24 protein-coding genes and 1 pseudogene are annotated in these 24288 nt (G+C 70.1%); 12 read left to right on the top strand and 13 right to left on the bottom strand.

The annotated features are described in order from the left end of the window. Nucleotides 1–284: 284 nt before the first annotated feature. Together LXN57_RS08370 and LXN57_RS08365 are read right to left on the bottom strand one after the other, a co-directional pair. Nucleotides 285–1502, bottom strand: coding sequence for an MFS transporter (locus LXN57_RS08370; protein ID WP_251797446.1), 1218 nt, complete (start codon nucleotides 1500–1502; stop codon nucleotides 285–287). Beyond that, the gene (locus LXN57_RS08365; RefSeq protein ID WP_251797445.1) at nucleotides 1499–2074 is read right to left on the bottom strand and encodes a winged helix-turn-helix domain-containing protein; all 576 of its coding nucleotides are present in this window, start codon (nucleotides 2072–2074) and stop codon (nucleotides 1499–1501) included. The genes LXN57_RS08370 and LXN57_RS08365 overlap by 4 nt, the downstream gene beginning before the upstream one ends. A gap of 151 nt (nucleotides 2075–2225) precedes the next feature. Between LXN57_RS08365 and LXN57_RS08360 the strand changes: the two genes are divergently transcribed. The 3 genes from LXN57_RS08360 to LXN57_RS08350 are packed head-to-tail and all read left to right on the top strand — an operon-like array spanning nucleotide 2226 to nucleotide 3899. Beyond that, nucleotides 2226–2876 carry a hypothetical protein gene (locus LXN57_RS08360; protein ID WP_251797444.1) on the top strand — a complete coding sequence of 217 codons (651 nt, stop codon included), beginning with the start codon at nucleotides 2226–2228 and terminating at the stop codon, nucleotides 2874–2876. Between the two features lie 10 nt (nucleotides 2877–2886). Beyond that, on the top strand, nucleotides 2887–3369 hold the full coding sequence (locus LXN57_RS08355; protein WP_251797443.1) for a GNAT family N-acetyltransferase: 483 nt from the start codon (nucleotides 2887–2889) through the stop codon (nucleotides 3367–3369). After that, nucleotides 3366–3899: a nucleotidyltransferase domain-containing protein gene (locus tag LXN57_RS08350; protein ID WP_251797442.1), complete on the top strand. Its 534-nt coding sequence runs from the start codon at nucleotides 3366–3368 to the stop codon at nucleotides 3897–3899. The genes LXN57_RS08355 and LXN57_RS08350 overlap by 4 nt, the downstream gene beginning before the upstream one ends. Here the strand turns inward: LXN57_RS08350 and LXN57_RS08345 are convergent. After that, a complete protein-coding gene (locus tag LXN57_RS08345; RefSeq protein ID WP_438872853.1) occupies nucleotides 3875–4396 on the bottom strand; it encodes a GNAT family N-acetyltransferase in 522 nt (173 codons plus the stop codon). The two genes, LXN57_RS08350 and LXN57_RS08345, sit on opposite strands and share 25 nt — an antisense overlap. A gap of 35 nt (nucleotides 4397–4431) precedes the next feature. Here LXN57_RS08345 and LXN57_RS08340 point away from each other — a divergent pair, with 35 nt between their 5' ends. Beyond that, nucleotides 4432–5427, top strand: a complete 996-nt coding sequence (locus LXN57_RS08340; RefSeq protein WP_251797440.1) for an NADP-dependent oxidoreductase — start codon at nucleotides 4432–4434, stop codon at nucleotides 5425–5427. Nucleotides 5428–5659: 232 nt separating this feature from the next. Further along, nucleotides 5660–6397, top strand: coding sequence for a class I SAM-dependent methyltransferase (locus tag LXN57_RS08335; RefSeq protein WP_251797439.1), 738 nt, complete (start codon nucleotides 5660–5662; stop codon nucleotides 6395–6397). Between the two features lie 273 nt (nucleotides 6398–6670). Here the strand turns inward: LXN57_RS08335 and LXN57_RS08330 are convergent, their stop codons facing one another. The 8 genes from LXN57_RS08330 to LXN57_RS08295 form a co-directional block, all read right to left on the bottom strand. Continuing rightward, entirely contained in the window at nucleotides 6671–8191 is a 1521-nt protein-coding gene (locus LXN57_RS08330) for a class I SAM-dependent methyltransferase (protein ID WP_251797438.1), read from the bottom strand. A gap of 244 nt (nucleotides 8192–8435) precedes the next feature. Then, complete coding sequence (locus LXN57_RS08325; protein WP_507185026.1) at nucleotides 8436–8870, bottom strand: DUF8189 domain-containing protein; 435 nt, start codon at nucleotides 8868–8870, stop codon at nucleotides 8436–8438. Nucleotides 8871–8922: 52 nt separating this feature from the next. Then, entirely contained in the window at nucleotides 8923–9516 is a 594-nt protein-coding gene (locus tag LXN57_RS08320; RefSeq protein WP_251797436.1) for a bifunctional 4-hydroxy-2-oxoglutarate aldolase/2-dehydro-3-deoxy-phosphogluconate aldolase, read from the bottom strand. Then, nucleotides 9513–10601, bottom strand: coding sequence for a sugar kinase (locus LXN57_RS08315; protein ID WP_251797435.1), 1089 nt, complete (start codon nucleotides 10599–10601; stop codon nucleotides 9513–9515). Before LXN57_RS08315 ends, LXN57_RS08320 begins: the two co-directional genes overlap by 4 nt. Next, a complete protein-coding gene (locus LXN57_RS08310) occupies nucleotides 10601–11437 on the bottom strand; it encodes a hypothetical protein (protein WP_251797434.1) in 837 nt (278 codons plus the stop codon). Before LXN57_RS08310 ends, LXN57_RS08315 begins: the two co-directional genes overlap by 1 nt. Further along, nucleotides 11431–12579 carry a galactonate dehydratase gene (dgoD, locus tag LXN57_RS08305; protein ID WP_251797433.1) on the bottom strand — a complete coding sequence of 383 codons (1149 nt, stop codon included), beginning with the start codon at nucleotides 12577–12579 and terminating at the stop codon, nucleotides 11431–11433. Before dgoD ends, LXN57_RS08310 begins: the two co-directional genes overlap by 7 nt. Continuing rightward, complete coding sequence (locus LXN57_RS08300) at nucleotides 12560–13291, bottom strand: FadR/GntR family transcriptional regulator (protein WP_251797432.1); 732 nt, start codon at nucleotides 13289–13291, stop codon at nucleotides 12560–12562. The genes dgoD and LXN57_RS08300 overlap by 20 nt, the downstream gene beginning before the upstream one ends. A 40-nt stretch (nucleotides 13292–13331) precedes the next feature. Continuing rightward, nucleotides 13332–14081: an SDR family NAD(P)-dependent oxidoreductase gene (locus LXN57_RS08295; protein WP_251797431.1), complete on the bottom strand. Its 750-nt coding sequence runs from the start codon at nucleotides 14079–14081 to the stop codon at nucleotides 13332–13334. 101 nt (nucleotides 14082–14182) lie between these two features. Between LXN57_RS08295 and LXN57_RS08290 the strand changes: the two genes are divergently transcribed. From LXN57_RS08290 to LXN57_RS08260, 7 genes and pseudogenes are all read left to right on the top strand, one after another. Then, nucleotides 14183–15463: an ABC transporter substrate-binding protein gene (locus LXN57_RS08290; protein ID WP_251797430.1), complete on the top strand. Its 1281-nt coding sequence runs from the start codon at nucleotides 14183–14185 to the stop codon at nucleotides 15461–15463. Between the two features lie 47 nt (nucleotides 15464–15510). Further along, entirely contained in the window at nucleotides 15511–16359 is an 849-nt protein-coding gene (locus tag LXN57_RS08285; protein WP_251797429.1) for a carbohydrate ABC transporter permease, read from the top strand. A gap of 28 nt (nucleotides 16360–16387) precedes the next feature. Then, on the top strand, nucleotides 16388–17266 hold the full coding sequence (locus LXN57_RS08280) for a carbohydrate ABC transporter permease (RefSeq protein ID WP_251797428.1): 879 nt from the start codon (nucleotides 16388–16390) through the stop codon (nucleotides 17264–17266). A 14-nt stretch (nucleotides 17267–17280) separates the two neighbouring features. Then, complete coding sequence (locus LXN57_RS08275; protein WP_251797427.1) at nucleotides 17281–18477, top strand: cellulase-like family protein; 1197 nt, start codon at nucleotides 17281–17283, stop codon at nucleotides 18475–18477. 11 nt (nucleotides 18478–18488) lie between these two features. Beyond that, nucleotides 18489–20585: an alpha-galactosidase gene (locus LXN57_RS08270; RefSeq protein WP_251797426.1), complete on the top strand. Its 2097-nt coding sequence runs from the start codon at nucleotides 18489–18491 to the stop codon at nucleotides 20583–20585. A 161-nt stretch (nucleotides 20586–20746) separates the two neighbouring features. Then, complete coding sequence (locus LXN57_RS08265; RefSeq protein WP_251797425.1) at nucleotides 20747–21853, top strand: sensor histidine kinase; 1107 nt, start codon at nucleotides 20747–20749, stop codon at nucleotides 21851–21853. Between the two features lie 113 nt (nucleotides 21854–21966). Then, nucleotides 21967–23226 (top strand): annotated as a pseudogene (locus tag LXN57_RS08260) (M14 family metallopeptidase); the annotation flags it as partial. Between the two features lie 44 nt (nucleotides 23227–23270). On the opposite strand, the gene LXN57_RS08255 reads toward LXN57_RS08260, so the two are convergent. Together LXN57_RS08255 and LXN57_RS08250 are read right to left on the bottom strand one after the other, a co-directional pair. Continuing rightward, entirely contained in the window at nucleotides 23271–23732 is a 462-nt protein-coding gene (locus LXN57_RS08255; protein WP_251797424.1) for a VOC family protein, read from the bottom strand. Next, complete coding sequence (locus LXN57_RS08250; protein ID WP_251797423.1) at nucleotides 23729–24256, bottom strand: DinB family protein; 528 nt, start codon at nucleotides 24254–24256, stop codon at nucleotides 23729–23731. Before LXN57_RS08250 ends, LXN57_RS08255 begins: the two co-directional genes overlap by 4 nt. Nucleotides 24257–24288 lie beyond the last annotated feature (32 nt).

Raw genomic sequence — 24288 nt, 5'->3', positions numbered from 1 at the left:
AACCGCGCCGCAGCCTGCCTCAGCCCGAAACAGTCGCTGGGGACATCTGGCGGATCACGCGGGCTGCGCCGTGGCCCAGCTCGCGCCTGACGGCCTCGCTCCCACGTGATCCACCGGATGTGCGTAGGTTCTGTTTCGTAGCTGAGGCGGGGCTGCGGCGAGGCCCAGATCCTGCCTGGCGTCCCGCGAAGCCCGGTTCCATCACCGGAAGCAGGGCTTCCACGGGTCACCACCAGACGAGATCTGGACCTCGCCTCGCTCTCACGTGATCCACCAGATACGCCCTAGGCTGCCGATACCGGGGTGGGGCGCTCGGCCCAGCGCAGGCCGGTACCGAGGGTGGCGATCAGGGCCGAACCGGCGACGGCGGCGGCGAAGAACAGGATCGCGGTGGCCGGGCCGCGCCAGGCCAGGATCGTGCCCGCGAGCAGCGGAGCCAGGGCGGCCAGTGAGGTCGCGGCGACCATGATGACGCTGATGACGCGGCCCTGAAGGCGGTCGGGGGTGATCGCGGCCTGGTAGCCGAAGAGGGCGGCGTTGGCCGCGGGGCCGAGAAAGACGGTCAGCCCCAGCGGGACGGCGGCGGCGATGCTCGACGGAAGCCGCGCGGCGGTGGCCAGCAGGGCGGCGGCGGTCCAGCACAGCGTGCGGACCAGGGGCACCAGTCGCAGGCGGCGCTGGATGGCGGGCGCGGCGAACGCGCCCAGCAGGCCTCCGGCGGCGACGACGGTCTCGGTCAGGCCGATGACGGCCGGGGTGGTGCCGTGGCGTTGCAGGGCGACGATCACCGTGAAGATGACGCCGCTGATGGCGAAGTTCAGCGGCGCGGCGACGAGCATGAGCGTGCGCAGGAACGGATGCGTCAGCACGAACCGGAGGCCTTCGGTCAGAGCCGCGCCGTACGCCTGGGGTTCTTCCTCGCGTGTCGCCTGCAACGGCTTGCGGATGAACAGGACCGCCACGATCGACACGAGATACGACACCAAGTTGGCGGCGAACGGGACGGCGTGGCCCAGGGTGAACAGGAAGCCGCCCAGGGGAGGCCCGGCCAGCGCGGTGCCGTACGACCGGGCCTCGTTGCGGGCGACCGCGTCCGGCAGCTGGCCGATCGGCACGATGCTGCGCAGGGACGCGTCCTCGGCTGTGGAGAAGACCGCGCTCGCGCCGGCGTCGACGACGGCGGCCACCAGGATCAGCTCGAGCCCGGCGCGGTCGGTGATGACACAGAATGTCAGGACGGCGAAAACCAGCAGACGTACGGCGTCACAGGCGATCAGCGCGTGCCGGCGGTCGACCCGGTCGACCAGGACGCCGGCGGGCAGCCGCAGCAGCAGACGCGCCGCCTGTGTGGCCGTGCCGACCAGGCCCGCGCTGACCGGCGAGCCGGTTTTCACCAGCACGAGCAGCGAGAGCGCGAGCGAGGCGATGCCGTCGCCCAGGTCGGACAGCGACTGCGAACCCCAGAGCAGGTTGAACTCGCGGTTGCGCCACAGGTTGGTCATCGCCGACCGCGCCGGGGATAGGTGTGCAGGACGACGACCACCGTCTCGGCGCCGGGTTCGGGGGCGTCGGCCTCACGGATCGCCTCGACGATCCGCTCGCGGAGGCGCTGGAGGCCGTTCGGGGTCGTGCGGATGACGTAGTCGCAGGTCGCGGCGGCGTCGAGCCACTCCGCGCTCCAGCGCTGGTGCGCGGCTTCCGCGTGGAACTGGTCGATCACCTGGTCGTAGACGGCGCGGGAGGCTCGGTTCGCGGCGGCGAGTTCCTCGGCGTCGGCGTCGTCCGCCCACAGGGTCGACTCGTGGGCGGCCTTCCACCACCGTTCGCGGCCGTGCGTGCCGCGACCCTGTTCGGGCGCCTCGATGACGAAGCCGTGCCGGGCCAGGAGGCGCAGGTGGTGGCTGGTCTGACCGGAGTCGGTGCCGAGACGGCGGGCCAGGATCGCCGAGGTGGCCGGGCCGTCGAGCCGCAGCGAGCCGACGATGTGCATGCGGAGGGGATGAGCCATCGCCCGCATCATGGCGGCGTCGGTCAGCACCACCTCGGACTTCTCTACCCTGGATTCGTCTGCCATGCCAGGGACGCTAGGCGGGGGCGTTCCGGGCCTGCAAGGGTCCTATGCATAGGCCCTCTGCACCGGAGCCTGCCCCTAAGACTAATTAATCAGCTCCCCGTCAAAAGAACAAGGCTTGTTTTTTGCGGGCAAAACGGGCAACTTGGTGGCCGTGGAATGGACGCTTGAGGGAACTGTGCGGAATGCGTTGTGGATCTGTGGCGGACAATGGGCCGGGAAGACCACGGTCGCGGGAATTCTCGTCGACCGGCTCGGCGTGACGCATTATCACTACGATTTTCATGCGGCACGGGGGCACGAGGACAGGCGCGTTGCCGCCCAGGTCCGGCGCGGCGAATACCACGGTGAGACGGACTGGGAATCGGTCTGGATCGGGCCGACGCCCGCCGAGATGGCGGTCACCGTGCTGGCCGGCTTCCCGGAACGGTTCCAGTGGGTGCTCGACGATCTGCGGGGCATCGTCTCGCCCCGGCCGGTTCTGGTCGACGGCTGGGGTTGCCGGCCCGAACTGGTCGCGGCAGTCACCGATCCGGCCCGGATGGTGGTGATGGCGCCGACCGACGAATGGCGGCTGAAGCAGGCGGCCCGGCTGCCCCGGGCGATGGCCGTCGGGCACCAGGTGAGCGACCCGGAAATGGCGTCCCGCAACCGGATCGAGCGGGACCGGCTGCTTGCCCTGGACGCGGTCGAACGCGCGCGCGAATGGGATATCCCGGTGATCGAGGTGGACGGAACGCGCCCGGCCGAGGCGATCGCCGACGAGGTGGCAAACCATTTCCGCCCGTTCCTGGCGGCCGTCTAGGCTCGCGTCCATGGGGGAGATCATCGTGCGCGAAGCGGGGCCGGCGGACCGCCCGACCGTCGTCTCGCTGCTCACCGGGTCGTGGGGCACCACTGTGGTCGTCGCGCACGAGGTCCGCTACGACGCGGCCGCCCTGCCGGCGCTGCTCGCCTGGTGCGACGGCGGCCCGGTCGGTCTGCTCACGTACACGATCGGCCCCGACGGCCTCGAGGTCGTCACGATCGACGCCGTGGTGCCGCACGCCGGCATCGGCACCGTGCTGCTGGCGGCCGCGGCCGAGAAGGCGTGGGCGGCCGGGGCGGAGCGGCTCTGGCTCGTCACCACGAACGACAACCTGGACGCGCTCCGCTTCTATCAGCGTCGCGGGCTGCGCCTGGTCGCCGTCCACTCCGGGGCGGTCGACCGGGCGCGGGCGCTCAAACCGGCGATCCCGCTCGTCGGCGCGCACGGCATCGAGATTCACGACGAACTGGTGCTGGAGCTGACCCGATGACGTATCTGATGACCGCGGGCGAAGCCGTCCGGCTCGTGCAGGTGTTCGGCAAGCACGGCGTGGACGTGTGTGTCGGCGGCGGTTGGGGAGTGGACGCCCTGCTGGGACAGCAGACCCGGGACCATGTCGATCTGGACGTCTGGCTGCCGGCCGGGCAATTCGAGAACGCCATGGTGGCGCTGGTCTCGGCGGGGGTCGACCGCATTCATCCCTGGCCGGGGGACAAGCCGTGGAATTTCGTGGTGCACGACGGCGGGCGTCACCGGATGGATCTGCACATTTATGAGACGCGCGCCGACGGAACCATTCATTACGGCTCGGCGGTGGCCGGGGAATCGTTCCCGGCGGCGGCCCTGGACGGCTCGGGAATCATCGCTGGGGTGACCGTGCGGTGCGAGGCGCCCGAATGGTCGGTGCGGTGGCACACCGGTTATGCGCCGCGGGACAAGGACCGGCATGATGTGCCGTTGGTGTGTGCGCGTTTCGGAATTGCGCTGCCCGCGGCCTACCAGACGTCGCCGTTGCGGTAGTCGCAGGTGAGGGTGCCGGTGCGGTCCAGCACGGGACCGCCGGGAACCGGGCGGACGAAGGTGCTGTCGTCGTCCTCGGCGGTGAACGTCAGGCCGTCGGGGGCGAGCACGGCTGTGCGGCCGAGCCAGGGCAGCCAGCCGCGGGCTACGTACAGGCCGCGGCCGGCAGCCGAGGCGGAGAGCGCGCCCAGGTCGTACGCCCGGTCGATGACGGACTCGGCGGCGCTCATGACCGCGGCGGCGAAGCCCTGGCCGCGCCGGTCGGGGTGGACGGCGACCGCCTCGACGTAGCCGCAGCGGTAGGCGCGGCCGCCGTGCAGAAAACTGCGCTGGACGACGGCGGCGTGCGCGACGAGTGTGCCGTGCTCCTCGACCAGGAAGTGCAGGCCGCCCAGCGCGTGATCGAAGTCGTCGTCGTCGAAGCCGCCCAGGAAGGCGAGATCCATCAGGTGGCGGATGCCGGTCCGCTGGTCGATCGACAGGCTGGCTGTCGGCATGGTGCTGGTCACGTCGCACCGTACCGTAGGCGTTTGTGAGAGAGATTCGGCTCGCCGCCCGGCCTGACGGGTGGCCCACGGACGACACCTTCGAGATCGCCGACGTGCCGATGCCCACGGCCGGGCCGGGGCAGGTGCTGATCCGCAACGTCTTCATGTCGGTCGACCCGTACATGCGCGGGCGGATGAACGACGCGAAGTCGTACGTGCCACCGTTCCAGCTCGGGGCGCCGCTCGAGGGCGGGGCGGTCGGCGAGGTGGTGGCCTCGGAGTCGCCGGACGTGCCGGTCGGGGCGTTCGTGGTGCACGGGCTGGGCTGGCGGGAGTACTCGGTGACCGAGGCGGCCCGCGTGCGGGTGGTCGACCCGGCGGCGGCTGACCTGTCGGCGTACCTCGGCGTGCTGGGGTTGACCGGCTTCACGGCGTACGTCGGTCTGCTCGACATCGCCCAGTTCAAGCCGGGCGAGACGGTCTTCGTGTCGGGGGCGGCGGGCGCGGTCGGCAGCGTGGTGGGGCAGGTCGCCAAGCTGCGCGGGGCGAAACGGGTGATCGGCAGTGCCGGCTCGGCCGAGAAGGTGAGCCACCTCGTGGACGATCTCGGCTTCGACGCCGCCTTCAACTACCGCGATTCCCCCGTACGCAAGCAGTTGCGCCAGGCCGCGCCGGACGGCATCGACGTGTACTTCGACAACGTCGGCGGCGACCACCTGGAGGCGGCGATCGGTTCGCTCACCAAGTACGGGCGGGTGGCGATGTGCGGTGCGGTCGGCGCGTACAACGAGACGTCGGCCCCGGCCGCGCCGCGCAACCTGGCGCTGGCGATCGGCAAGGAACTCAACCTGCGCGGCTTCATCGTGAGCAACCACAACCGGCGGATGCCCGACTTCCTGGCCGAGGTCGGGCCGTGGGTGCGCGAGGGCCGTCTGCAGGCCCGCGAGACGATCGTCGACGGCCTGGAGAATGCGCCGGCCGCCTTCATCGGTCTGCTCCGGGGCGAGAACACGGGCAAGATGCTGGTCCGGCTGAGCTGATCCGCCGGGCCGGGCGCTCGTCGGTGCCTGTTCGTTCGCCGCAGCGTCCGCCCCCGTTCGCCTGCCGCGCGTATCCGCTCGTCTGCTCGGTGTAGTGCTGTGCGGTGCCGTGGGCTCGCCGTGTTCGTCTGATCCGTGCCGCGCCGTCCGCTCGCCGTGCCTGTTCGTTCGGTGCCGTGCCGGTCGTTTGCTGGGCCCCGGCCGGCGAGCGGGCCGGGCCTACGATGCGGCCGTGACGACTCCCTCCGCGCATGCTCGTTCGCAGTATGCGTCGACCACCGGCAACCTGGCCGCTCGGATCGCGATCTACGACTACCGCACGAATCCGCAGGACTGGTATTCGTGGGCGGGAGAGCGATTGCCCCGGGACGGCCGAGTGGTCGAGGTGGGTGCGGGCACGGGAGCGTTGTGGAACCGAATCCAGCCGCCGGCGGGTTTGACCCTGGTCGATTGCTCGCCGGCCATGTGCGAGGGGCTGCGGGCGGTGGCGGGGGCTCGTGTGGTGCGGGGGAGTGCCGTGGAGCTGCCGTTCGCGGGCGGCAGTTTCGACGGTCTCATCGCCAACCACATGCTCTACCACCTCGACGACCCGGAGGACGGACTGCGCGAGTTCGCCCGGGTGCTGCGCGGCGGCGGCCGGCTGGCGGTCTCGGTGAACGGCCGCGATCACCTGGCCGAGATCGACGCGCTGCTACCGAAGAAGCGGTCGGTGGTCAACGGCGTCTCGGCCGAGAACATCGCTTCGTACGTCGGCTGCTTCTTCGGCGATGTCGTGGTCGACCGGTATCCCTGCGAGTTGGCGATCCCGAACGCCGAGCCGGTGCTCCGGTACCTCGCCAGCAGGAACCCGGCGGCCCTCACCGCCGAGGTCACGGCGAGCATCCGCGAGGTCGTGGCGGCGAAGGTGGCCGCTGAGGGCGCCTTCCACGTACGCCAGCACGCCGTCCTGGTGACGGCAACCGCCAGCTGATTGAACTATCCGTCATACGCCCGTCCACACGAGCTTCTTCACAACAGCTTGTCGGCAGCGGGCTTGTCGGCAGCGGGCCTGTCCATACGGGCCCTGTCCCATAGCGGGGTTGTCGACAGCGAGGCGTTGCATACGGCCCCTGTTCATGGCGGGCTTGTCGACAGCGAGCCTTTCGACAGCGAGCCTGTCCATACGGGTCGGCCCATTGCAGGCCTCTCGACATTGAACCTGTCGAGTGCGCCCCTCCACCGCGCGAGCGGTTATGGGCGTGGGTCAGCTGTTGTGGGGGCGGCGGGCCACGATGATCGCGTGGGTGGAAGGCCAGTCGAGCGGGGCTCCCTGGTCGTCGGTCAGGGACGCGGCGGGGGCGATGCGGTTGTCGATCACCCAGTCGTTGCGCAGGGGGTGGGAGGCGGGGTCGATGTCGAAGCCGGCTTCCGTGAGCAGCGTGCGCCAGTCGTCGAAGTCGAGGCCGCAGAACTGTTCCTGGGTCTCGGACAGCCAGTTGTCGGTGTAGTCCTTGCGGGTCAGGAAGTCCATGGCCTGTCCCAGGGCGATCCGCACAACGCCTTCGCCGGTGGATTCGTACTCGAAGGGGAAGGCGAAGTCGACCGCGAACTGGGCGAGTCTGGCCCGCGTCGACAATTCGCTCACGTAAGCGGCGACTTCGGCTGACGGCATCTCAGCCAAATCCGTACGGGGCTCGGCCGGGTTGACACCGTCGTCGGTCCGCAGCGTGAGCCGGACCGGGCGGAGGCGGTCGCCGGGGCCGCAGACGTCGCTGTTGATCCAGACGCCGCCGGGGGCGGTGTGGTCGTGGATACGGCGGGCGAAGGCCAGCAGGGAGTCGCGGCGATTGCCGTACGACCAGATCTCGTGGGTGAGCGCGAACGTCAGCGTCGTGTCCACCGAGCGGTCCGGCAGCACCGCGCCGCCGAGCACATTGCGCTGGTAGAAGTAGACATTGGCGTTGCGGAAGACGCCCTGCGCCTTCTTGTGCACACATTCCTGGTACAGGTGCCGGGCCACCTCGACGCCGATCAGGTCGCTCTCGTGCAGCGCGTCGTCCCGGTCGGCCAGTTCGAGCACCGCGCCGGCGCCGCAGCCGATGTCGACGATGCGTCCCGGCTGCACGTACTGGCGCACGGCGGTCCATTTGCGCGCGGCGGCGTCGGCGAAGGCTTCCACGTACGTCCGGTAGTCGCGCGTCGCGGTCAGGCCGCCCTCATCGCCGACGACCGGATCGTTGACCACGGACTGCACGGTTTCGCTCAGGCGATAGCGATCGAACACGTCAATCGTGCTCGAATGCGCAAGCTTGCGCCACAACTCGTCGCCGGCGGCCAGCCGCAGCAGCACATCCCACGGACGCTCCGGCACCGCGTCCAGCGCCGGGTCGGCCTCGACCAGCGCGATGCGAAACCCGAGTTTCTCGTACAGCGCCGCCACCTGCGGCGTCGAACAGGCGACAACGGTGTCTGCCGGGGTGAGCTCGAGCCCGGTCGCCACGGTGACGGTCTTGAGCGTGACCTGAGCGAACTGGTCGGTCGGCGCCGTGTCGAAAACCGGCACGACGACCGACCGCAAGCCGGTCACCACGCTGAACCGCTCGATCGCCGCTTCGCGCCGGTGATAGGGCACGGGGTTACGCTTCGTGTTGTCGTGGTTGGCCGAGGTCACCGCCCACACGATGGTGTCCGCGCCGTCATCCACGAGCCGCTGCAGATAGTCGGCCTGAAACTGGGTCAGCAGGTGGTGCCGCCCGGGAAAGAGCACGTAGCGAGCCGTCGTCACGGTGGATGATCTTAGCCGCGCCCGGCGTGACGCCCCTCGTCAGTTCGGTGGACCACCTCCCGACCGGCGCATGCCTGCCACGGTTCTTCCGAGCAACCAGCACTCGCCTGCCGGTTGGTTTGTCGAACCCGACCAGCCACCGTCTGCGCGGGCCGCCCCGGAATCACAGTCGGTTGTGCGTGATCCAGACGGCCCCGAAGTCGAGCCGCCGGGAGACCCGCTCCGGCGCGGCCCGCGTCTCTCGCTACAACGCCGTGCGGCGAACGCGGCCGTCGACGCCCAGCAGCACCACCGAGGCCGACCCGTCGGGGCCGGGCTCGGCGCCGATCGCGCCCTGGATCTCGGCGGTGGCGAACTCGGAGCGCGGGAACCAGCCGCCCCACGCGCCGGCGACGAAGTTGCACTGCCAGAGGCGGTTGTCGGCGGCCACCGCGAACAGGTAGATCCGGCCCGCTGCGGCCAGCAGCGTCGGGCTGCCGCTGACCGTGCCGCCCAGGTTCTGCCAGTCCGACCATGTGCCGTCGGCGTACACGCGCTCCCACACCTCATCGGTGCGGTGACGAACGGCCACGTGCACCGCTCCGGCCGCGTCGAGGGCCACGCCGGGCCGGCCGTGCACTCCGCGACCGTTCGGACCGCCGATGCTCGTCCAGCCGGTGTTCGGGCCGCGGGTGCGGATCAGGCCGTCGTTCCCGCGGGCGAAGACGGACCACTGCGACGGCTCGGAGCTGCTATGGCGTGAGGAGGTCGGTGATCTGGTCTCGTTGAGATGGGTCGGCCAGGGCGGCGCCGAGGGCGGTCACGCGGGCGCCGGCCTCGAGGAAAGAGGGGGCGGTGGCGACGGAGAGGCCGCCGGTGGCCACGAACTTCACGTCGGGGAACGGGCCGAGCAGGCCGGAGATCCAGGCCGGTCCGAGGGCCGCGGCGGGGAAGGCCTTGAGCCAGCGGCAACCGGCCAGCCACGCCTGCTGCACCTCGGTGGCGGAGCCGACGCCGGGCAGGTGCGGCATTCCGGCTCCCTGGCTGGCGGCGAGCACACCCAGGTCGAGCCCGGGGGCGACGGTGTACTGGGCCTCCGCCTCTGCTGCTGCCCGGACCTGTTCGGCGGTGATCACCGTGCCTGCGCCGACTCGCAAACCTCGCTCGTGAGCGGCGCTCGCCGCTGCACGCAAGGATGCGACGGCCTCCGGCTTGGCGATCGGGATCTCGAGGACGGTCACTCCGGCGTCCCACAATGCCCCCGCGACGCTGACCGTCTCGTGCGGTGACATGCCGCGCAGGATGGCCATGACCTTCCGGCCGGCGAAGATCTCGTCAAAACTCACAGCTTCTCCTTCAGAATCGCGACGTCACCGGTGCTGCGCAGGGCAGCCCCGGCAACACGATGACCCAGCCGAAGCCGCGCGGCTTCAGCGTTGTGCCGGGTGGCTTCCTCCGTATGCACGGGTTGCCTGCCTGGGAGCGGTACAAACAAGTGCCGGAACTCGCGTGCTGGCGCGGACGGCTCGGCTTCGGCGCTGTGCCCGGTGGCGTTGTCTGTGTGCAGGGCTGGCGCGGACGGCTTGGCTTCGGTTTTGTGTTCGGTGGCTCGGCCGATTTGCTGGGGCGGCCGTAGGCGGCCGGGTGAGGTTGGCCAGTTGCGCAGCAGGGCTGCCAGGTAGCCGGCAGCGAACGCGTCGCCGGCGCCGACCGGCTCGACCACGTCGACCGGGGGCGCGGGCTCGAACGTGGTGCCGCCGGGATGGAACGACGTGGCTCCGAGGGCGCCGTCCTTGACGACCAGCACGTCGGGGCCGGGCAGAAGGGCCCGCACGTCCTCGGGGCGGTCGGCGCCCCACAGCGTCTGCGCCTCGTCGAGCCCCACGAAGACGACTGCGGCCCGGTCGGCCAGCCTTCGCAGGACCGGTCCGGCTTCGCCGGTTGTCCACAGGCGTGGGCGGTAGTTCACGTCGAAGCTGCACGTTCGGGTGGACAGCAGCTCGTCCACAAGCAGCGCGCAATTGTCGGACAATGCCGGCGTGATGCCGCTCAGGTGCGTGATCCGGGCTTGCGGCACGGGTGTTCCGGGGCCCAGCTTCGAAGCGGCCGATCCCGCCCGGTAGTAGAAGACCCGGGTGACTGCCCCGGGATCTTTGAAGAACACGCCGGTCGGCGAATTCCCGTCAACCTCCACGTGCGTCGTGTCGACGCCGAGGCCCCGCAGCTGAGCCAGGATGAGTTCCCCGAGCGGATCGTCGCCGACCCGGCTGATCCAGGCCGGGCGCAGACCGAGCTGAGCCAGATAACAGGCCACAGTGGACTCCGCGCCCGCCACGTCGATCCGGGCCGGGCCGCCGAGGGCAAGGGGCGCCGGCGGGTCCGGCGTGACCAGCACCATGGCCTCGCCCACGCAGGCTACGTCGAAGGGCATCATCCGGCCGTCACCGTGAGGGTCCACTCGCAGACACCGGAAGGCGGCACGACCGCCGCATCGCCGGGCCCGGCCTCGGCCAGATCGAACACCCGCCCGAGCATGGGCTCGACCCCGATGCTCCGATACGGCGTCACGGCCAGTGAGTTGCCCGCTCCGGCGCCTCGGACGTTTGGGTGGTGCGGTTCGGTCGGCCAGCCGCGCAGGTTGCGCCACAGCGCCGTGGAGATCGGCTGGCCCGGCGCTTCGAGGGTGAAGGTCAGGCGTTCGCCGTCGGCCACGGTCGTGGCCGGGCAGTCGACCAGGATCGCGCCGATGGCCGTACCGTCGTCCGGTCCCAACTGTTCGAGTCCGACCGGCCAGGCCGCCGCTGGCCTGCCGTCGACGCGCGTCTCGGTGCCGTCCGGCGCCAGCAGCACCGCGTCCGGCGAGACGTCGAGCAGGGCGTGGGCGGCCCACAGAAAGCGCCACCCGGCCGCCGCCTCCAGGCGGTAGGACGCCTGAGACGACGTGATCTCGCGCCGCAGCGTGAAGTCCGGGCACCGCACGAAGGACGTGGTCGGAGAGACGACCGTCCAGGGCCGCGACCACGCGTCGCCGTGATCGGGGGCGCCGCGGATCGTGGGGATGCACTCCTCCAGACCGCCGGCATCCACGAAAGCGTCGCCGGGCCGCACCGACGCGCGGGCCGGATCGGGGCGGTGCCAGAGCCAGTCGCGGCGAGCGGTCGAGCAGGTGCGCGGGGATGAACCGGGCTGGGCTGTCCCCGCGTGACCCGCGGTGCGGAGGGAGGTCCAGCGGCCGCCCAGGGCCGGGTCCGTCGTGATGGTCACCATTCGGCGAACGAGCCGTCCTCGTGACGCCAGACCGGGTTGCGCCAGGCGTGGCCGGCGGCGTCGGCCCGGCGTACCGCGGCCTCGTCGATGGTGATGCCCAGGCCGGGCCGGTCCCATCGGGCGATGTGGCCGTCGACGATTTGCAGGGGGGCCGGATCGGCGACGTACGACAGCAGGTCGGCCTCGGCCGAGTGGTAGTGGATGCCCATGCTCTGTTCCTGGATGAGGAAGTTGGGGGTGGCGAACGCGACGTGCAGGCTGGCCGCCAGCGCGATCGGCCCCAGCGGGCAGTGCGGCGCCAGCAATGCGCCGAAGGTCTCGGCCAGGGCGGCGATCCGGCGTACCTCGGAGATGCCGCCCGCGTGGGACAGGTCGGGCTGCACCACGCTGACCCCGGCCTGCAGCGCCGGCAGGAAGCCGGCCCGGTCGTACAGCCGCTCGCCCGTCGCCACCGGCACCGGCGAGCACCGCACGAGGTCGCCCAGCAGGTGTGTCTGCTCGGGAACCAGCGGCTCCTCGACCAACATCGGGCGCAGCGGAGCCACCGCCGGCAGGATCATGCGCGCGGCCGGCAGGCTGGCCCGGCCGTGCAGGTCGATGGCCACGTCGCGGTCGTCGCCCAGGGCCTCGCGGGCGGCCGACACCCGGCGGACGACGTCGTTGACCTCGGCCGCGGTGGGCACGGGCGAGAGCCGTCCGCTGGCGTTCATCTTCACCGCGGTCATGCCGGCTTCCACGTGGGCGGCGATCGCGTCGGTGAGCTCGGCCGGCTCGTCGCCGCCGACCCAGGCGTACACCCGGGCCCGATCTCGCAAGGGGCCGCCGAGCAAGGCATGAACGGGCGCCCCGTACGCCTGACCCGCGATGTCCCAGAGGGCCTGATCGATGCCCGCGACGGCGCTGGAGAGGATCGGCCCGCCGCGGTAGAAGCCACCCTTGGTGAGGATCTGCCAGTGGTGCTCGATCCGAAGTGGATCCTCCCCGATCAGATACTCGGCGAAGACGTCGATCGCGGCCCGGACCACCTCGGCGCGTCCCTCGACCACCGGCTCGCCCCAGCCGACGATGCCCTCGTCGGTCGAGACGCGGCAGAACAGCCAGCGCGGGGGAACGAGAAAGGTCTCAATCCTGTCGATCTTCACGAGGCTCCCTCCGGGTCCGCTCCAGCCGGGCGACGTCCTCGACGGCCTGATCGAGCAGCTTGCCCATGGCCCGGGCGGCCTGGGCGGGGTTGTGCCGCCGGATCGCGTCCACCACGGCTTTGTGGCTGGGAACCGGGTCGTCGGCGCCGGCCGTGCCGTGCACCATGCGGTCGCGTTCGGCCAGGCCCGTCTCGATCACCACCTCCATGCGCTGGATCAGTTCGTTGTGCGTGGCCGCGAGCAGCGCGCGGTGGAAGGCGAGGTCGGCGGCGACCGCGGCGGCGGGATCGTCGCCGGCCGCGGCCATGTCGGCCAGGGCGGCGTCGAGCGCCTCGATGTCGTCGTCGGTGGCGCGCGCGGCGGCCAGGCTGGCGGCGCCGGGCTCGACGATGCCGCGCAGCTCGTGCAGATCGTCGAAGAGGCCGGGACGGTGCGGCGAGCGGGCGAACTGCCAGCGCAGCACATCCGCGTCGAGCAGGCTCCAGCTGGCGCGGGGGCGGACGAAGGTGCCGCGCTTGGGCCGGGCGTCGACCATGCCCTTGGCCGCGAGCACCCGCAACGCCTCGCGCAGCACCGTGAGGCTCACGTCGAACTCGGTCTGCAGCGCGATCAGGTCGAGGGTGGAGCCCTCGGGCATCCGGCCGTCGAGGATGCGCTGAGCGAGCACCTCGACCGTCTGTCCGTGCACCCCGCGGGCCGTGAACTGCTGCATCCGACTGTTCTCTTCTCTGTATGGATTCACGAGGTTCGGGTCACGAGGACGACTTCGTCGCGGTCCAGCCGCCGTCGACCACCAGGCTCGTGCCGGTGATGAAGGCGGCCTCGGGCGAAGCGAGGAAGGCCACCGCCGCGGCGACCTCCTCGGGTGTGCCGAACCGCCCGGCCACCGTCTCGGCGACGCTGAGCGCCTTGTCCTCTTCGGACACCCAGTCCCAGGCGGAGGTCAGGATCGGCCCCGGCAGCACGGCGTTCACCCGCAGCGCCGGACCATATTCGACCGCGAGCTGCCGGGCCAGCGCGACCAGCCCACCCTTGGCGGCGGCATAGGCGGGCCGCCCGGGCAATCCGACGAGCGCGTGCACCGACGAAACCACAACCACACTTCCCGCGTACGCCTGAAGGTCCGGCAGCAACGAGCGGAAGCCCAGAAACGTCCCGGTCAGGTTGACCGCCAGCTGCCGCTCCCACGAGGCGAGCGAGGTCTGGCCGGCGGGGGAGACGTCGACCGTGAACGCGTTGCTCACGAGCACGCCGACCGGGCCGTACGTGTCACGCGCCGTAGCGTTGATGAGCGCCCAGTCGTCCTCGCTCGACACGTCGGCGACCACCGCCCGCGCCCGTCCCCCGGCGGCCTCGATCAGCGTGGTCACGCCGTCGGCCGGACGAAGGTCGGCCAGCACCACCGACGCGCCCTCGGCGGCCAGCCGGACCGCGCAGGCGGCCCCGATGCCCGAGGCCGCACCCGTCACCACTGCCGTCCGACCTGCGAAGCGACCTGCCATGCACGCACCTCCGACGGAGACTCTTCATTAATTATGAAGATATGTTGACAGGCCTTCCACAGTGATGCAACCTTCTGGAAACACAAACCAGGAGGCTCAGCATGATCTCTGCTCCTCTCAGTCGCCGCGGGTTCCTGGCCGGTCTCGGTGGTGTCGGCGCAGCCTCACTGCTCGGTGCGTGCGCTACCGGCAGTGACGACAGCTCCGGCTCGGCCGCCTCCTCGACGCTGACCCTGCAATCGTCACTTTCCGACCCGGACCCCAAGGCCGCGCTGACGAAGGTGGTCGAGGGATACACGAAGAACAAGACGACGCTCAACACCATCGCGATCGAGACGTTCCGGGCCCAGCTGCCCACGTACCTGAACTCGGGCAACCCGCCGGATGTGCTGACCTGGTACGCCGGTTCGGTCGCCCGCGACTACGCGAGCAAGGGTTTCCTGCTCGACGTGTCCGACCTGTGGACGGGCAGCGGGCCGTGCGCGAACTTCTCGCCGGCGCTCAAGGAGCTGTCCACCGCCGAGGGCAAGCAGATCTTCATTCCGACCAACTACTACTGGTGGGGCGTGTTCTACCGGAAGTCCGCGTTCCAGGAATGGGGTGTCCAGGCGCCGACGACGTGGGACGAGTTCATCGCCGTCTGCAAGACCATCAAGAGCAAGGGCGTGGCGCCCCTGAGCATGGGCACCGGCTCCACCCCGTGGGTCGCCTCGGGCTGGTTCGACTATCTGAACCTGCGCGTCAACGGCGCCGAGTTCCACCGCGAGCTGCTCGCCGGCAAGCACAGCTTCGACAGCGCCGAGGTCAAGACGGTCATGGACCACTACCGGCAGCTCGTCGAATACATCGACCCCAAGGGCCGCTCGTATTCGTGGCAGGACGCGGTCACGCCGCTCGCCTCGAAGAAGGCCGGCATGTACCTCATCGGCGCGTTCATCAGCTCGGCGGTTCCTCAGGACCAGGTCGGCGACCTCGACTTCTTCCGCGTGCCGGTCATCGATCCGAGTGTGCCACTGGCCGAGGAAGCGCCCACCGACGGCTACTTCGCCAGCGCCAAGTCCCGCAATCCGCAGGGCGCCAAGGATCTGCTGACCTACCTGGCTTCCGCGCCGGCCCAGCAACAGTTCATCGAGCTGGCCAAGTCGTCGAACCTGCCGACCTCGCCGACGGTCGACACGACCAAGTTCTCGCCCCTCGTGCAGAAGGGCATCACCATGCTGAACGACAGCAAGGCCATCACCCAGTTCTTCAACCGGGACTCCAGCGACGAGTTGCAGACCACCGCCGACACCGCGCTGACCAAGTTCCTCGACCGCCCCGGTGACGTCAACAAGATCCTCACCGAGTGGCAGGCGTCGGCGAAGAAGGTCATCGGCTCGTGACCGCGGTGGCTATTGAGAAGCCGCACCGGAAGCGGAAAGTGCCCCCGGTGGTCTGGGCCTTTCTCGCCGTGCCCGCTCTCGTCGAGCTCGGAATGGTGTTCTGGCCGGCGCTCAACAGCTTCTATCTCTCGTTCACCGAGTGGAACGGGCTGGGCGCGGCCGAGCCGGTCGGGCTGGAGAACTTCCGCGACCTGGCTTCGGACGAGACGTTCCGGGGGGCGTTCCAGAACAACGTGATCTGGGCGATCGGCTTCGGCGGGCTGTCGGTGCTCGGCGGGCTTGCCCTGGCGGTCGCCCTCAACCGGCCCCGCCGCGGAGTCGGTCTCTACCGCAGCGCGATCTACCTGCCGATGGTGTTCTCGCTCGCGGTGACCGGGCTGTTCTGGCGGGTGCAGTACCAGCCCGACGGCACCATCAACACGCTTCTGGGCGCGATCGGCCTGGAAAGCCTCGAGAAGCAGTGGCTGGCGGATCCGGACACCGCGCTCTACGCGGTGCTGGTGGCCGCGGTGTGGCGCCAGGTGGGGTACGTCATGGTGCTGTACCTGGCCGGGCTGAAGAGCACGGATCCGTTGCTGGACGACGCGTCGGCGGTCGACGGCGCCTCACCCTGGCAGCGGTTCCGGTTCGTCACGTGGCCGCAGCTGCGCGGGGTCAACACGGTCGTGTTCGCGGTGACCGTCATCGACTCGCTGCGCACGTTCGACATCGTGTGGGCGATGACCCAGGGCGGACCCTACCACTCGTCCGAACTGCTCAGCACGTACATGTTCCAGCAGGGCTTCACATTCCTGAACCTCGGTTACGCGTCCGCCATCGCCGTGGTGATCTTTGCCCTCGCGCTGATCTTCATCATCACGTATCTGATGCGCGCCACGAAGGAGGAGGCCGCCTGATGGTCCCTTGTGAAGAGGGGGAGTTCCGATGAGCACGGCGACCCTTGTCCCACCGGCCGTCGGCGCGGCCGACGAGGCGCCGCTCAACCGGCGCAAGCGTGGCTGGGGCTTTCACGCGGTGATGGCGCCGCTCACCCTGATCTGGGTGGCGCCCATGGTGTTCGTGCTCGTCCTGGCGTTCCGCTCGTTCGACGACATCGCCGCCCATGGCACGGCCGCCTGGCCGGCGTCGTTCAGCTTCGACGGCTTCCGCGAGGCGATGGGCCGCGGCGCGATGGGCCGGGCCCTGTGGACGAGCATCCAGGTGACGGTGCCGGCTGTGCTCCTCAGCCTGCTGCTGGCCTCCTGGGCGGCGTACGCGCTGAGCCGTTTCGCCATCCCCGGCCGGCGCGTCATCTTGTTGACGATGCTCGCGGGCAACCTGCTGCCGCCGCAGATCCTGCTGATTCCGGTGTCGCGGGTGATGGAGTCGCTCGGCATCTACGACACGCTGCTCGCGCTGGTGATCATCCACGTCGGGTTCGGGCTCGGGTTCTACACGTTCGTGCTGCACGGCTTCATGCGGTCGATCCCGGCCGAACTGACCGAGGCGGCGCGGATCGACGGCGCCGGCCCGGTGCAGATCTACGCGCGCATCATCATGCCGCTGTGCCGCCCGTCGCTGGCGGCGCTGGGCGCGCTGGCCACGACCTGGATCTTCAACGACCTCATCTGGGCGATCACGGTCCTGCGTACGGAGGCCAAGCTCCCGGTCACGGCCGCGTTGCTCAACCTCCAGGGCGGCTACGTGAGCAACTGGAACGTGGTGGCTGCGGCATCCGTCATCGCCGCCGTGCCTACCGCGATCGTCTTCTTCGCCTTCCAGCGCCACTTCGTCTCCGGCCTCCTGATGGGTTCGACGAAATGATCCCTGCTTCCCCCATGACCATCAGCCTGTGGGACTTCACCTGGTACACGCGGACGGGGCCCGGACAGCCGTTCGAGGATCTCGACCGTGCTTTCCTGGAGGCCGTCGCTCGCGGCTATGACACGGTGCGCATCTGTGCCATGCCGCTCCTGCTCTTCCGCTCGGGACTGGACACGGCAGCGCTGCGGTTCGACGGGCTCGGCGGGGAGTTCGGGCAACGCACCCGCTGGTACGACGTGCCGCCGTCACCACCGGTGGACGGCCGGGCGCACCTGCTCGAGCTGTTCCGGGCGGCCCGCCGGCACGGCTGCCGGATCATCGTGTCGAGCTGGGAGTATCAGCAGTCGCCGTCGTTCGGGGTCGAACCCTCGTGGCACCGCGCGCTGCAGGCTGTTCCACCGAGCGAACGCGCGGGGGCACTCGCCGACGCCCAGGCCGACCTGATCGATGTCATCCGCGCCGAAGAGCTGGACGACGTGGTCGCGTTCGTCGAGCTGCACAACGAGGTGCAGTTCAGCGGCGTGCCCAACGACCAGGCGCAGCTGGAGTCCGCGATCGAGCGGTTCAAGCAGCGGCAGCCGGACGTTCCGGCAACGGTCAACTACGCGCATGTGCCCGTGGCCTGGATGCGCAAGCTGCCCCGCAACCTCGACGTCGCTGTCTTCCACCCGTATGTCTACGGCGTGCTCGGCCGGCTTGTGGACGAGTTCGCCCTGCGCGACCCGGCCCGAAGTTATCCCCAGGAGCGGGCGTTCGCCGAGCTTCTCCGCGACGGCGCCCCGAAACTCGAGGACTGGCGCCCACCCGAGTCGTGGAAATCGACGGCGACGTTCATCCCGCAACGCGAGATCTACACCCACGACTGGTGCGACCCCGGCAAGTGGGACCGGTGGCTCTACGACCGGTACGGCGAGCACCGGCGCGCGATGCGCGAAACGCTCGACCTGTGGCTCGACGCGGCCGCCGACTTCGCCGCGGCCCGCGGGATCCCGCTCGTGTTCGGCGAGGGCTGGGTCGGCTACACGCCCCTGCACGCGGGCTTCGAGGAGGGACCGGTGGGGGCCGAGATCTGTGAGCACGCCGTCCGCCGATCACGGGAGATCGGCGCGTGGGGCACGATCGTCTGCTCGAACGCGGCCCCGCATCACCCCATGTGGCAGGACATCGCGCTCCAGCGCCGCCTGAACGACGAATTCCGGGAGAACCGCTGACCATGTGGACGATGACCGGCGCCACCACCGAATACACCGTGGCCGCGGTGGGTGACCGCCTGGACCTGGTCGCCTGGGGCCCGGTCGGCGTCAGCGACGGCCCGTCCCCGTACGCCTTCCACGGCAAGGTGCAATACATGCTGCCGGGCGACGTGGCCGCCGTCGAGTACGCCCCCGACGGCCTGCGCCCGTTCCTCGGCGCCGACCTCGCGGTAGCCGGCCAGGTCCTCACCTGGAGACTCCGCTCGATCGGCCCCGCGGACACGCCGGACAGCACCGGCACCGGATCGGCCTCGGATGGTGGGCAGCACGACGGGATGGTGGGGGACGAGTCGCGCACCGGGGCCGGATCTGGGCTTCGTGCGGTGTTCGTGGATGACGTTGCCGGGGTCGAGGTCGAGCTTCGGTGGCGGTTCGCGGCGGGGACCGATGTGGTTGAGCGGTGGGCGACCGTGCGCAACGGCGGCGCTGAGGCTCTGACGCTGGTGCGGATGGGGTCGGCGGGGTTCAACGTTCCTACGCCGGAAGGGGCGGCTGTCTCGTATCTGTGGGGGCAGTGGTCTCAGGAGTTCACGCCGGCCTCCACCACGCTGAAGCGGGGACGGTTCGAGATCGGGAGTTCGCAAGGCGTTACGGGGCACCAGTTCTCGCCCACCGTGGTCGTCGAGAACGGGGTGGCCGCGTACGGTGTCGGACTGGCCTGGAGCGGGTCGTGGAGCATCGCGGTGGATGGGGACGTCGCGGGACTCACCCGGGTGCGGGCGGGGCGATCGCTGGACGGGGCGCCGATCAGGCTGGGGCCGGAAGAGTCGGTGGTCTCGCCGATCGCGGCCGGGGTCTACAGCGCGGACGGGGCGGACGGCGTTGCCCGGCAATGGCACGCCTATGAGCGGTTGCTCGCGCGGGATGTCTCGCCGCGGAAGGTCATCTACAACTCGTGGGAGGCGACGACCTTCGACGTCAGCGCGGCCGGGCAGCTGGCTCTGGCCGAGGTTGCGGCCTCGCTGGGCGTCGAGACCTTCGTCGTGGACGACGGATGGTTCGTGGGGCGGGGGAACGACCATGGCGGCCTCGGGGACTGGACTCCCGACCCGGCGAAGTTCCCCGGCGGATTCGGGGCGTTCGTGGCCGCCGTACGGGAAAAGGGTCTGGATTTCGGTCTGTGGGTCGAACCGGAGATGGTGAACCCGCAGTCGGCGCTGTATGCGGCCCACCCCGACTGGGTTTATCGGTCGGCCGGGCGGGCGAAAACGACGATCCGCAACCAGTACCTGCTTGATCTCGGCCGGGAGGAAGTCTTCGCGTTCGTGCGGGACACGCTCGACGGTCTGCTGACGGAGTACCCGATCTCGTACCTCAAGTGGGACTTCAACCGCCCCCGCACCGAGGCCGACCGCGGCGCGGCTGACCTGGACGGCTCGCACGTGCGGAACCTGTACCGGGTGCTCGATTTCCTGCGGGAGAAACACCCAGCCGTGACGATCGAGGGCTGTGCGGCGGGCGGCGCCCGCGTCGACCTGGCCATGGCCGCGCGCACCGATGTGCTGTGGCCCAGCGACAACACCGCACCGCTGGACAGGCTGCGCATCCAGTGGGGGTTCCTCAGCGCGCATGCGCCCCATCTGATGAGCTCGTGGGTCACCGACGCGGACGGGATGTTCGACGACCGGCCGCGCTCGCCGGCTTTCCGCTTCGTGCTCGCGAGCGCCGGGGTGCTCGGCATCGGCGCTGACATCACCCGATGGTCCGCCACGGAGCGCGCCGAGGCCGCAGAATGGGTGCAGCGCTACAAGGACGTGCGCGACGTCATCATGCGCGGCGAGGTGCACCGGATCGGCTCGCCGGATTCCTCGCGGTGCGCTGTGCAGTACACGCTCGGCGATCGCGTGGTCGTCTGCGCCTGGAACGCCGGCGGAATCGACGGCCGCGACGGCGTTCCCGCCCGCGACATCCGCATTCCGCTGCGCGGGCTCGATCCGGCTGCCCGCTACCGGCACAGGACCGCCGTGAAGGCCGACTACTCCGGTGCGCATCTGATGGCCGTGGGTCTGCCGGTCCGGTGGACGCCGGCTTATGACGCCGACCTCTTCGACCTGGAGCGGATGTGACCATCGCAGGGCTGCCGGACCGGCCGCGCCGGGGCCGGCCAGCATGTTCGAGGTCTTCGAGCGGCTGTCAGAATAGGCCGATATATGGTTAATAGGTAGACCGCATACGACCGATCCGCCTGCTGGGGACCGGGCCGCGCGCCGCGGCCCGGCAGGCCGGGGTGCTCCTGATCCTGGCCGGCTTCCTGGCCGTGCTCGGCACCGCGAGCGACCCCGTTCACGCCGGCCGGTTGCTGCTGGTGGCGGCCTGTGACGCCGTGCTCGCCGTCGTAGCGCTGGCGTTGCCCTGGGACCGGGGCGGGCCGTACACGTCCGCCTGGCTGGGGCTGCCGGCGTTCGCGGTGCTGGGTCTCTCGACCTGGTCGTTCGGCGGGGTGGCGAGCGGCACGGGGCCGTTCCTGGTGCTGCTCTACGCGTGGGCGGGGCTGCACTTCCCGCGGTGGATCCTGATGGCGTACGCGGTGCCGGCGACCCTGGCCTACGTGGTGCCCCTGATCGTGACCCATCAGCCGCCGCTCGTGCTGGGCAGCGCGTTCACCCTGATGCCGATCGCCGTCGTGGTGGCGCTGCTGATCGAGGCGCAGGCCCGCCACCTGCGCGAGGACAGGGAGCGCCTGGCCCGCGTCGAGCAGTGGCGCTCGGCCATGATGAGCACCCTCGCCCACGACGTGCGGTCACCCCTTTCCACCGTACGAATGGTGCTGGAGGAACTGAAGGGGCAGGCGCCTCCACAGATCGCCCGGATGCTCGACGCCGCCCTGCGCCAGACGGCCCGCATCACCCGGCTGGCCGAGGGGCTGCTCGACATCCAGCGCATCGACAGCTCGGGCGAGCTGAAACTGGACCGTCAGCCGCACAACGCCCGGGTGCTCGTGCACGAGATGCTCACGTATGTCCGCGACGGCGGCGACGTGACGGTCGAGGTCGACGAGGACCTGAGCATCTACGTCGACAAGCAGAGGTTCGAGCAGATCGTGGTCAACCTGGTCACGAACGCGGCCCGCTACGGCCGCCCACCGATCGTCATCCGGGTGTTCCCCGAGGGCCAGTTCGACCGCCTCGAGGTGCGCGACCACGGCGACGGCATCCCCGAGGCGCTGCGCTCGCGCCTGTTCACGCAGTTCGCCGTGGGCGGGCCGGACGGAGTCGGCCTGGGCCTATGGATCGTTCGCCAGCTGGCCGCCGCCCACGGCGGCCGCGCGGTGGCCGAGGCGTGCGACCCGGGCGTGGCCATGGTCGTCACCTTCCCGCGCCCCGTCGTCATCTGATGCGCGCTCATCACGTCGGTGAGAGGTACGGACTGGCATGACCTGATTGATTGCTATCAATACAGGCCGGTGGTGGGCTGAGGGGCACCATCCCCCCGACCCGGAGGTCGTTCATGAGACGACGACGCACCACCGCGGCCGCTCTCGCCGTCGCTGTGCTGGGCGCCATCCTCGCCGGCATGCCGGCCGACGCCGCGCCGACGGCGAGCGCCGAGCCTGCCCAGTACGAGATTCACGACGTACGCCATCAGGGGCAGCGCAACGTGATCGCCCGGACCGGCGTGGCCATCGACAGCGTCGAGCACGCCGTTGTCACCGTCACCGCCACGCCGGCCGAGGTGCGGGCGTTGCAGCGGCAGGGTTTCACCGTGCAGCCCGTGCTGAGCACGTTCGACTTCCCCCCGTCGGACGCGCCCTACCACAACTACAGCGAGCTGATCGCCGAGGTGAATCAGATCGTCGCGGCCAACCCGTCGATCGCGAGCAAGCGCACGATCGGGCGCACCTACGAGGGCCGCGACATCGTGGCCGTGAAGATCTCGGACAACGTCGGCGCCGACGAGAGCGAGCCCGAGATCCTGTACGACGCCAACCATCACGCCCGCGAGCACCTCACGGTCGAGATGGCGATCTATCTGCTGCACCTGTTCACCGACAACTACGCGAGCGACACCCGGATCCGCAACGTCGTGAACAGCCGCGAGATCTGGGTCATCCCGTCGGTCAACCCGGACGGTTCCGAGTACGACGTCGCGACCGGCAGCTACCGTTCGTGGCGCAAGAACCGGCAGCCCAACAGCGGCTCGTCGAACATCGGCACCGACCTGAACCGCAACTACGGCTACCGCTGGGGTTGCTGCGGCGGTTCGTCGGGCAGCACCTCGTCGGCGACCTACCGTGGGCCGTCGGCCTTCTCCGCGCCCGAGACCCGCGCCGTCCGCGACTTCGTCAACGGCCGGGTCGTGGGCGGCAAGCAGCAGATCCGCGCGGCCATGGACTTCCACAGCTACTCCGAGCTCGTGCTGTGGCCCTTCGGCCACACCACGGCGAACACCACGACCGGCATGACCACGGACGACTACAACACGTTCGCCACATTCGGCCGTCAGATGGCCGCGACCAACGGTTACACCGCCGAGCAGTCGTCCGACCTCTACATCACCGACGGTGACTCGCTCGACTGGCTGTGGGGGACGCACAAGATCTTCGCGTACACGTTCGAGTTGTACCCGCGGTCGGCGTCGGGCGGCGGCTTCTATCCGCCGGCCAGCGTGATCACGCGCGAGACCACCCGCAACCGTGAGGCGGCGCTGCTGCTGGCCGAGGTGGCGGACTGCCCGTACAAGGTGATCGGCAAGCAGGCCACGTACTGCTGATCCGCCGGCGGGAGCGTCGCCGCGACGCTCCCGCCCCGGCCTCAGTCGAGGCAGAACTCGTTGCCCTCGGGGTCGTTCATCACGATGAAGCCGTGGCTCATCGGGGGAGCGGGCTCGGCACGACTCACCCGCTTGCCGCCCAGCGCCACCAGCCGGTCGCATTCCTTCTCGAGGGCGGCCATCCGCTCGTCGCCTTCGAGGCCGGGCGCGTTCCGCACGTCCAGGTGCACCCGGTTCTTCGCGACCTTGTCCTCCGGCACCTGTTGGAAGAAGATGCGCGGGCCGTTGCCGTCCGGGTCCTCGATGGCCGAGGCCTGGTTGCGGGCCTCGGGCGGCACGCCGCGCTTCTCGAGGAAGACTTCCCACGCGGCCAGCGGATCCTCGCCCGGCGCGAGGGTGACCCCGGGCGGCCCGGGATGTACGTAGCCCAGTACGTCCCGCCAGAACGACGACAGCTTCGCGGGATCCCGGGCGTCGAAGGTGACTTGGATGTGACGGCTCATCGGCCGGCTCCTCTCGCATAGAGGTCGCGCAGCAGGCAGACCTCGGACAGATGATGAATCAGCTCGCGGTGGATGTGCAGCACCAGCGCGGCCATCGGCAGTTCGGGGTACGGCTCCTTGGCGCCGCACGGCTCGGCCAAGCCGGCCTCGCCCAGGCTGCGAATGCCTTCCAGCCACACGCCCAGCTGTTCCTCCACTTGAGACATGGCCTCCGCCGCGGTCCCGGCATAAGACCATTTCTCGTACGACACCTGGGGCGCCCCGAAATGGGCGGCGTTCCGCATCGCGAGCACCCCCACGACCACGTGCCCCAGCCGCCAGGCGATCGTGGTGAACGGGGGCGGGGTCGGCTGGGGGAAGGCGAAGTCGATACCGCCGGGCTCGTCCGGCCGTACGCTCCACGCCTCCGGCACCGGTGACCAGAAGTATTCGTCGTCGGTCAGCCCGTCGAGCCGCGACCGCAGCTGGTTGTCCCAGTGCCAGGTCCATTGCTCGCGCAGCGTCTCGTTCCAGTTGACGTCCATGAGCACACCCTGACACGGAACGAGGACAGGAT

This window comes from Paractinoplanes hotanensis, assembly GCF_023717965.1.
In the GTDB taxonomy this organism is placed as follows: domain Bacteria; phylum Actinomycetota; class Actinomycetes; order Mycobacteriales; family Micromonosporaceae; genus Actinoplanes; species Actinoplanes polyasparticus.
The sequence above is the reverse complement of the archived record's forward strand: the minus strand, read 5'-3'. Positions and strand labels throughout refer to the sequence as shown.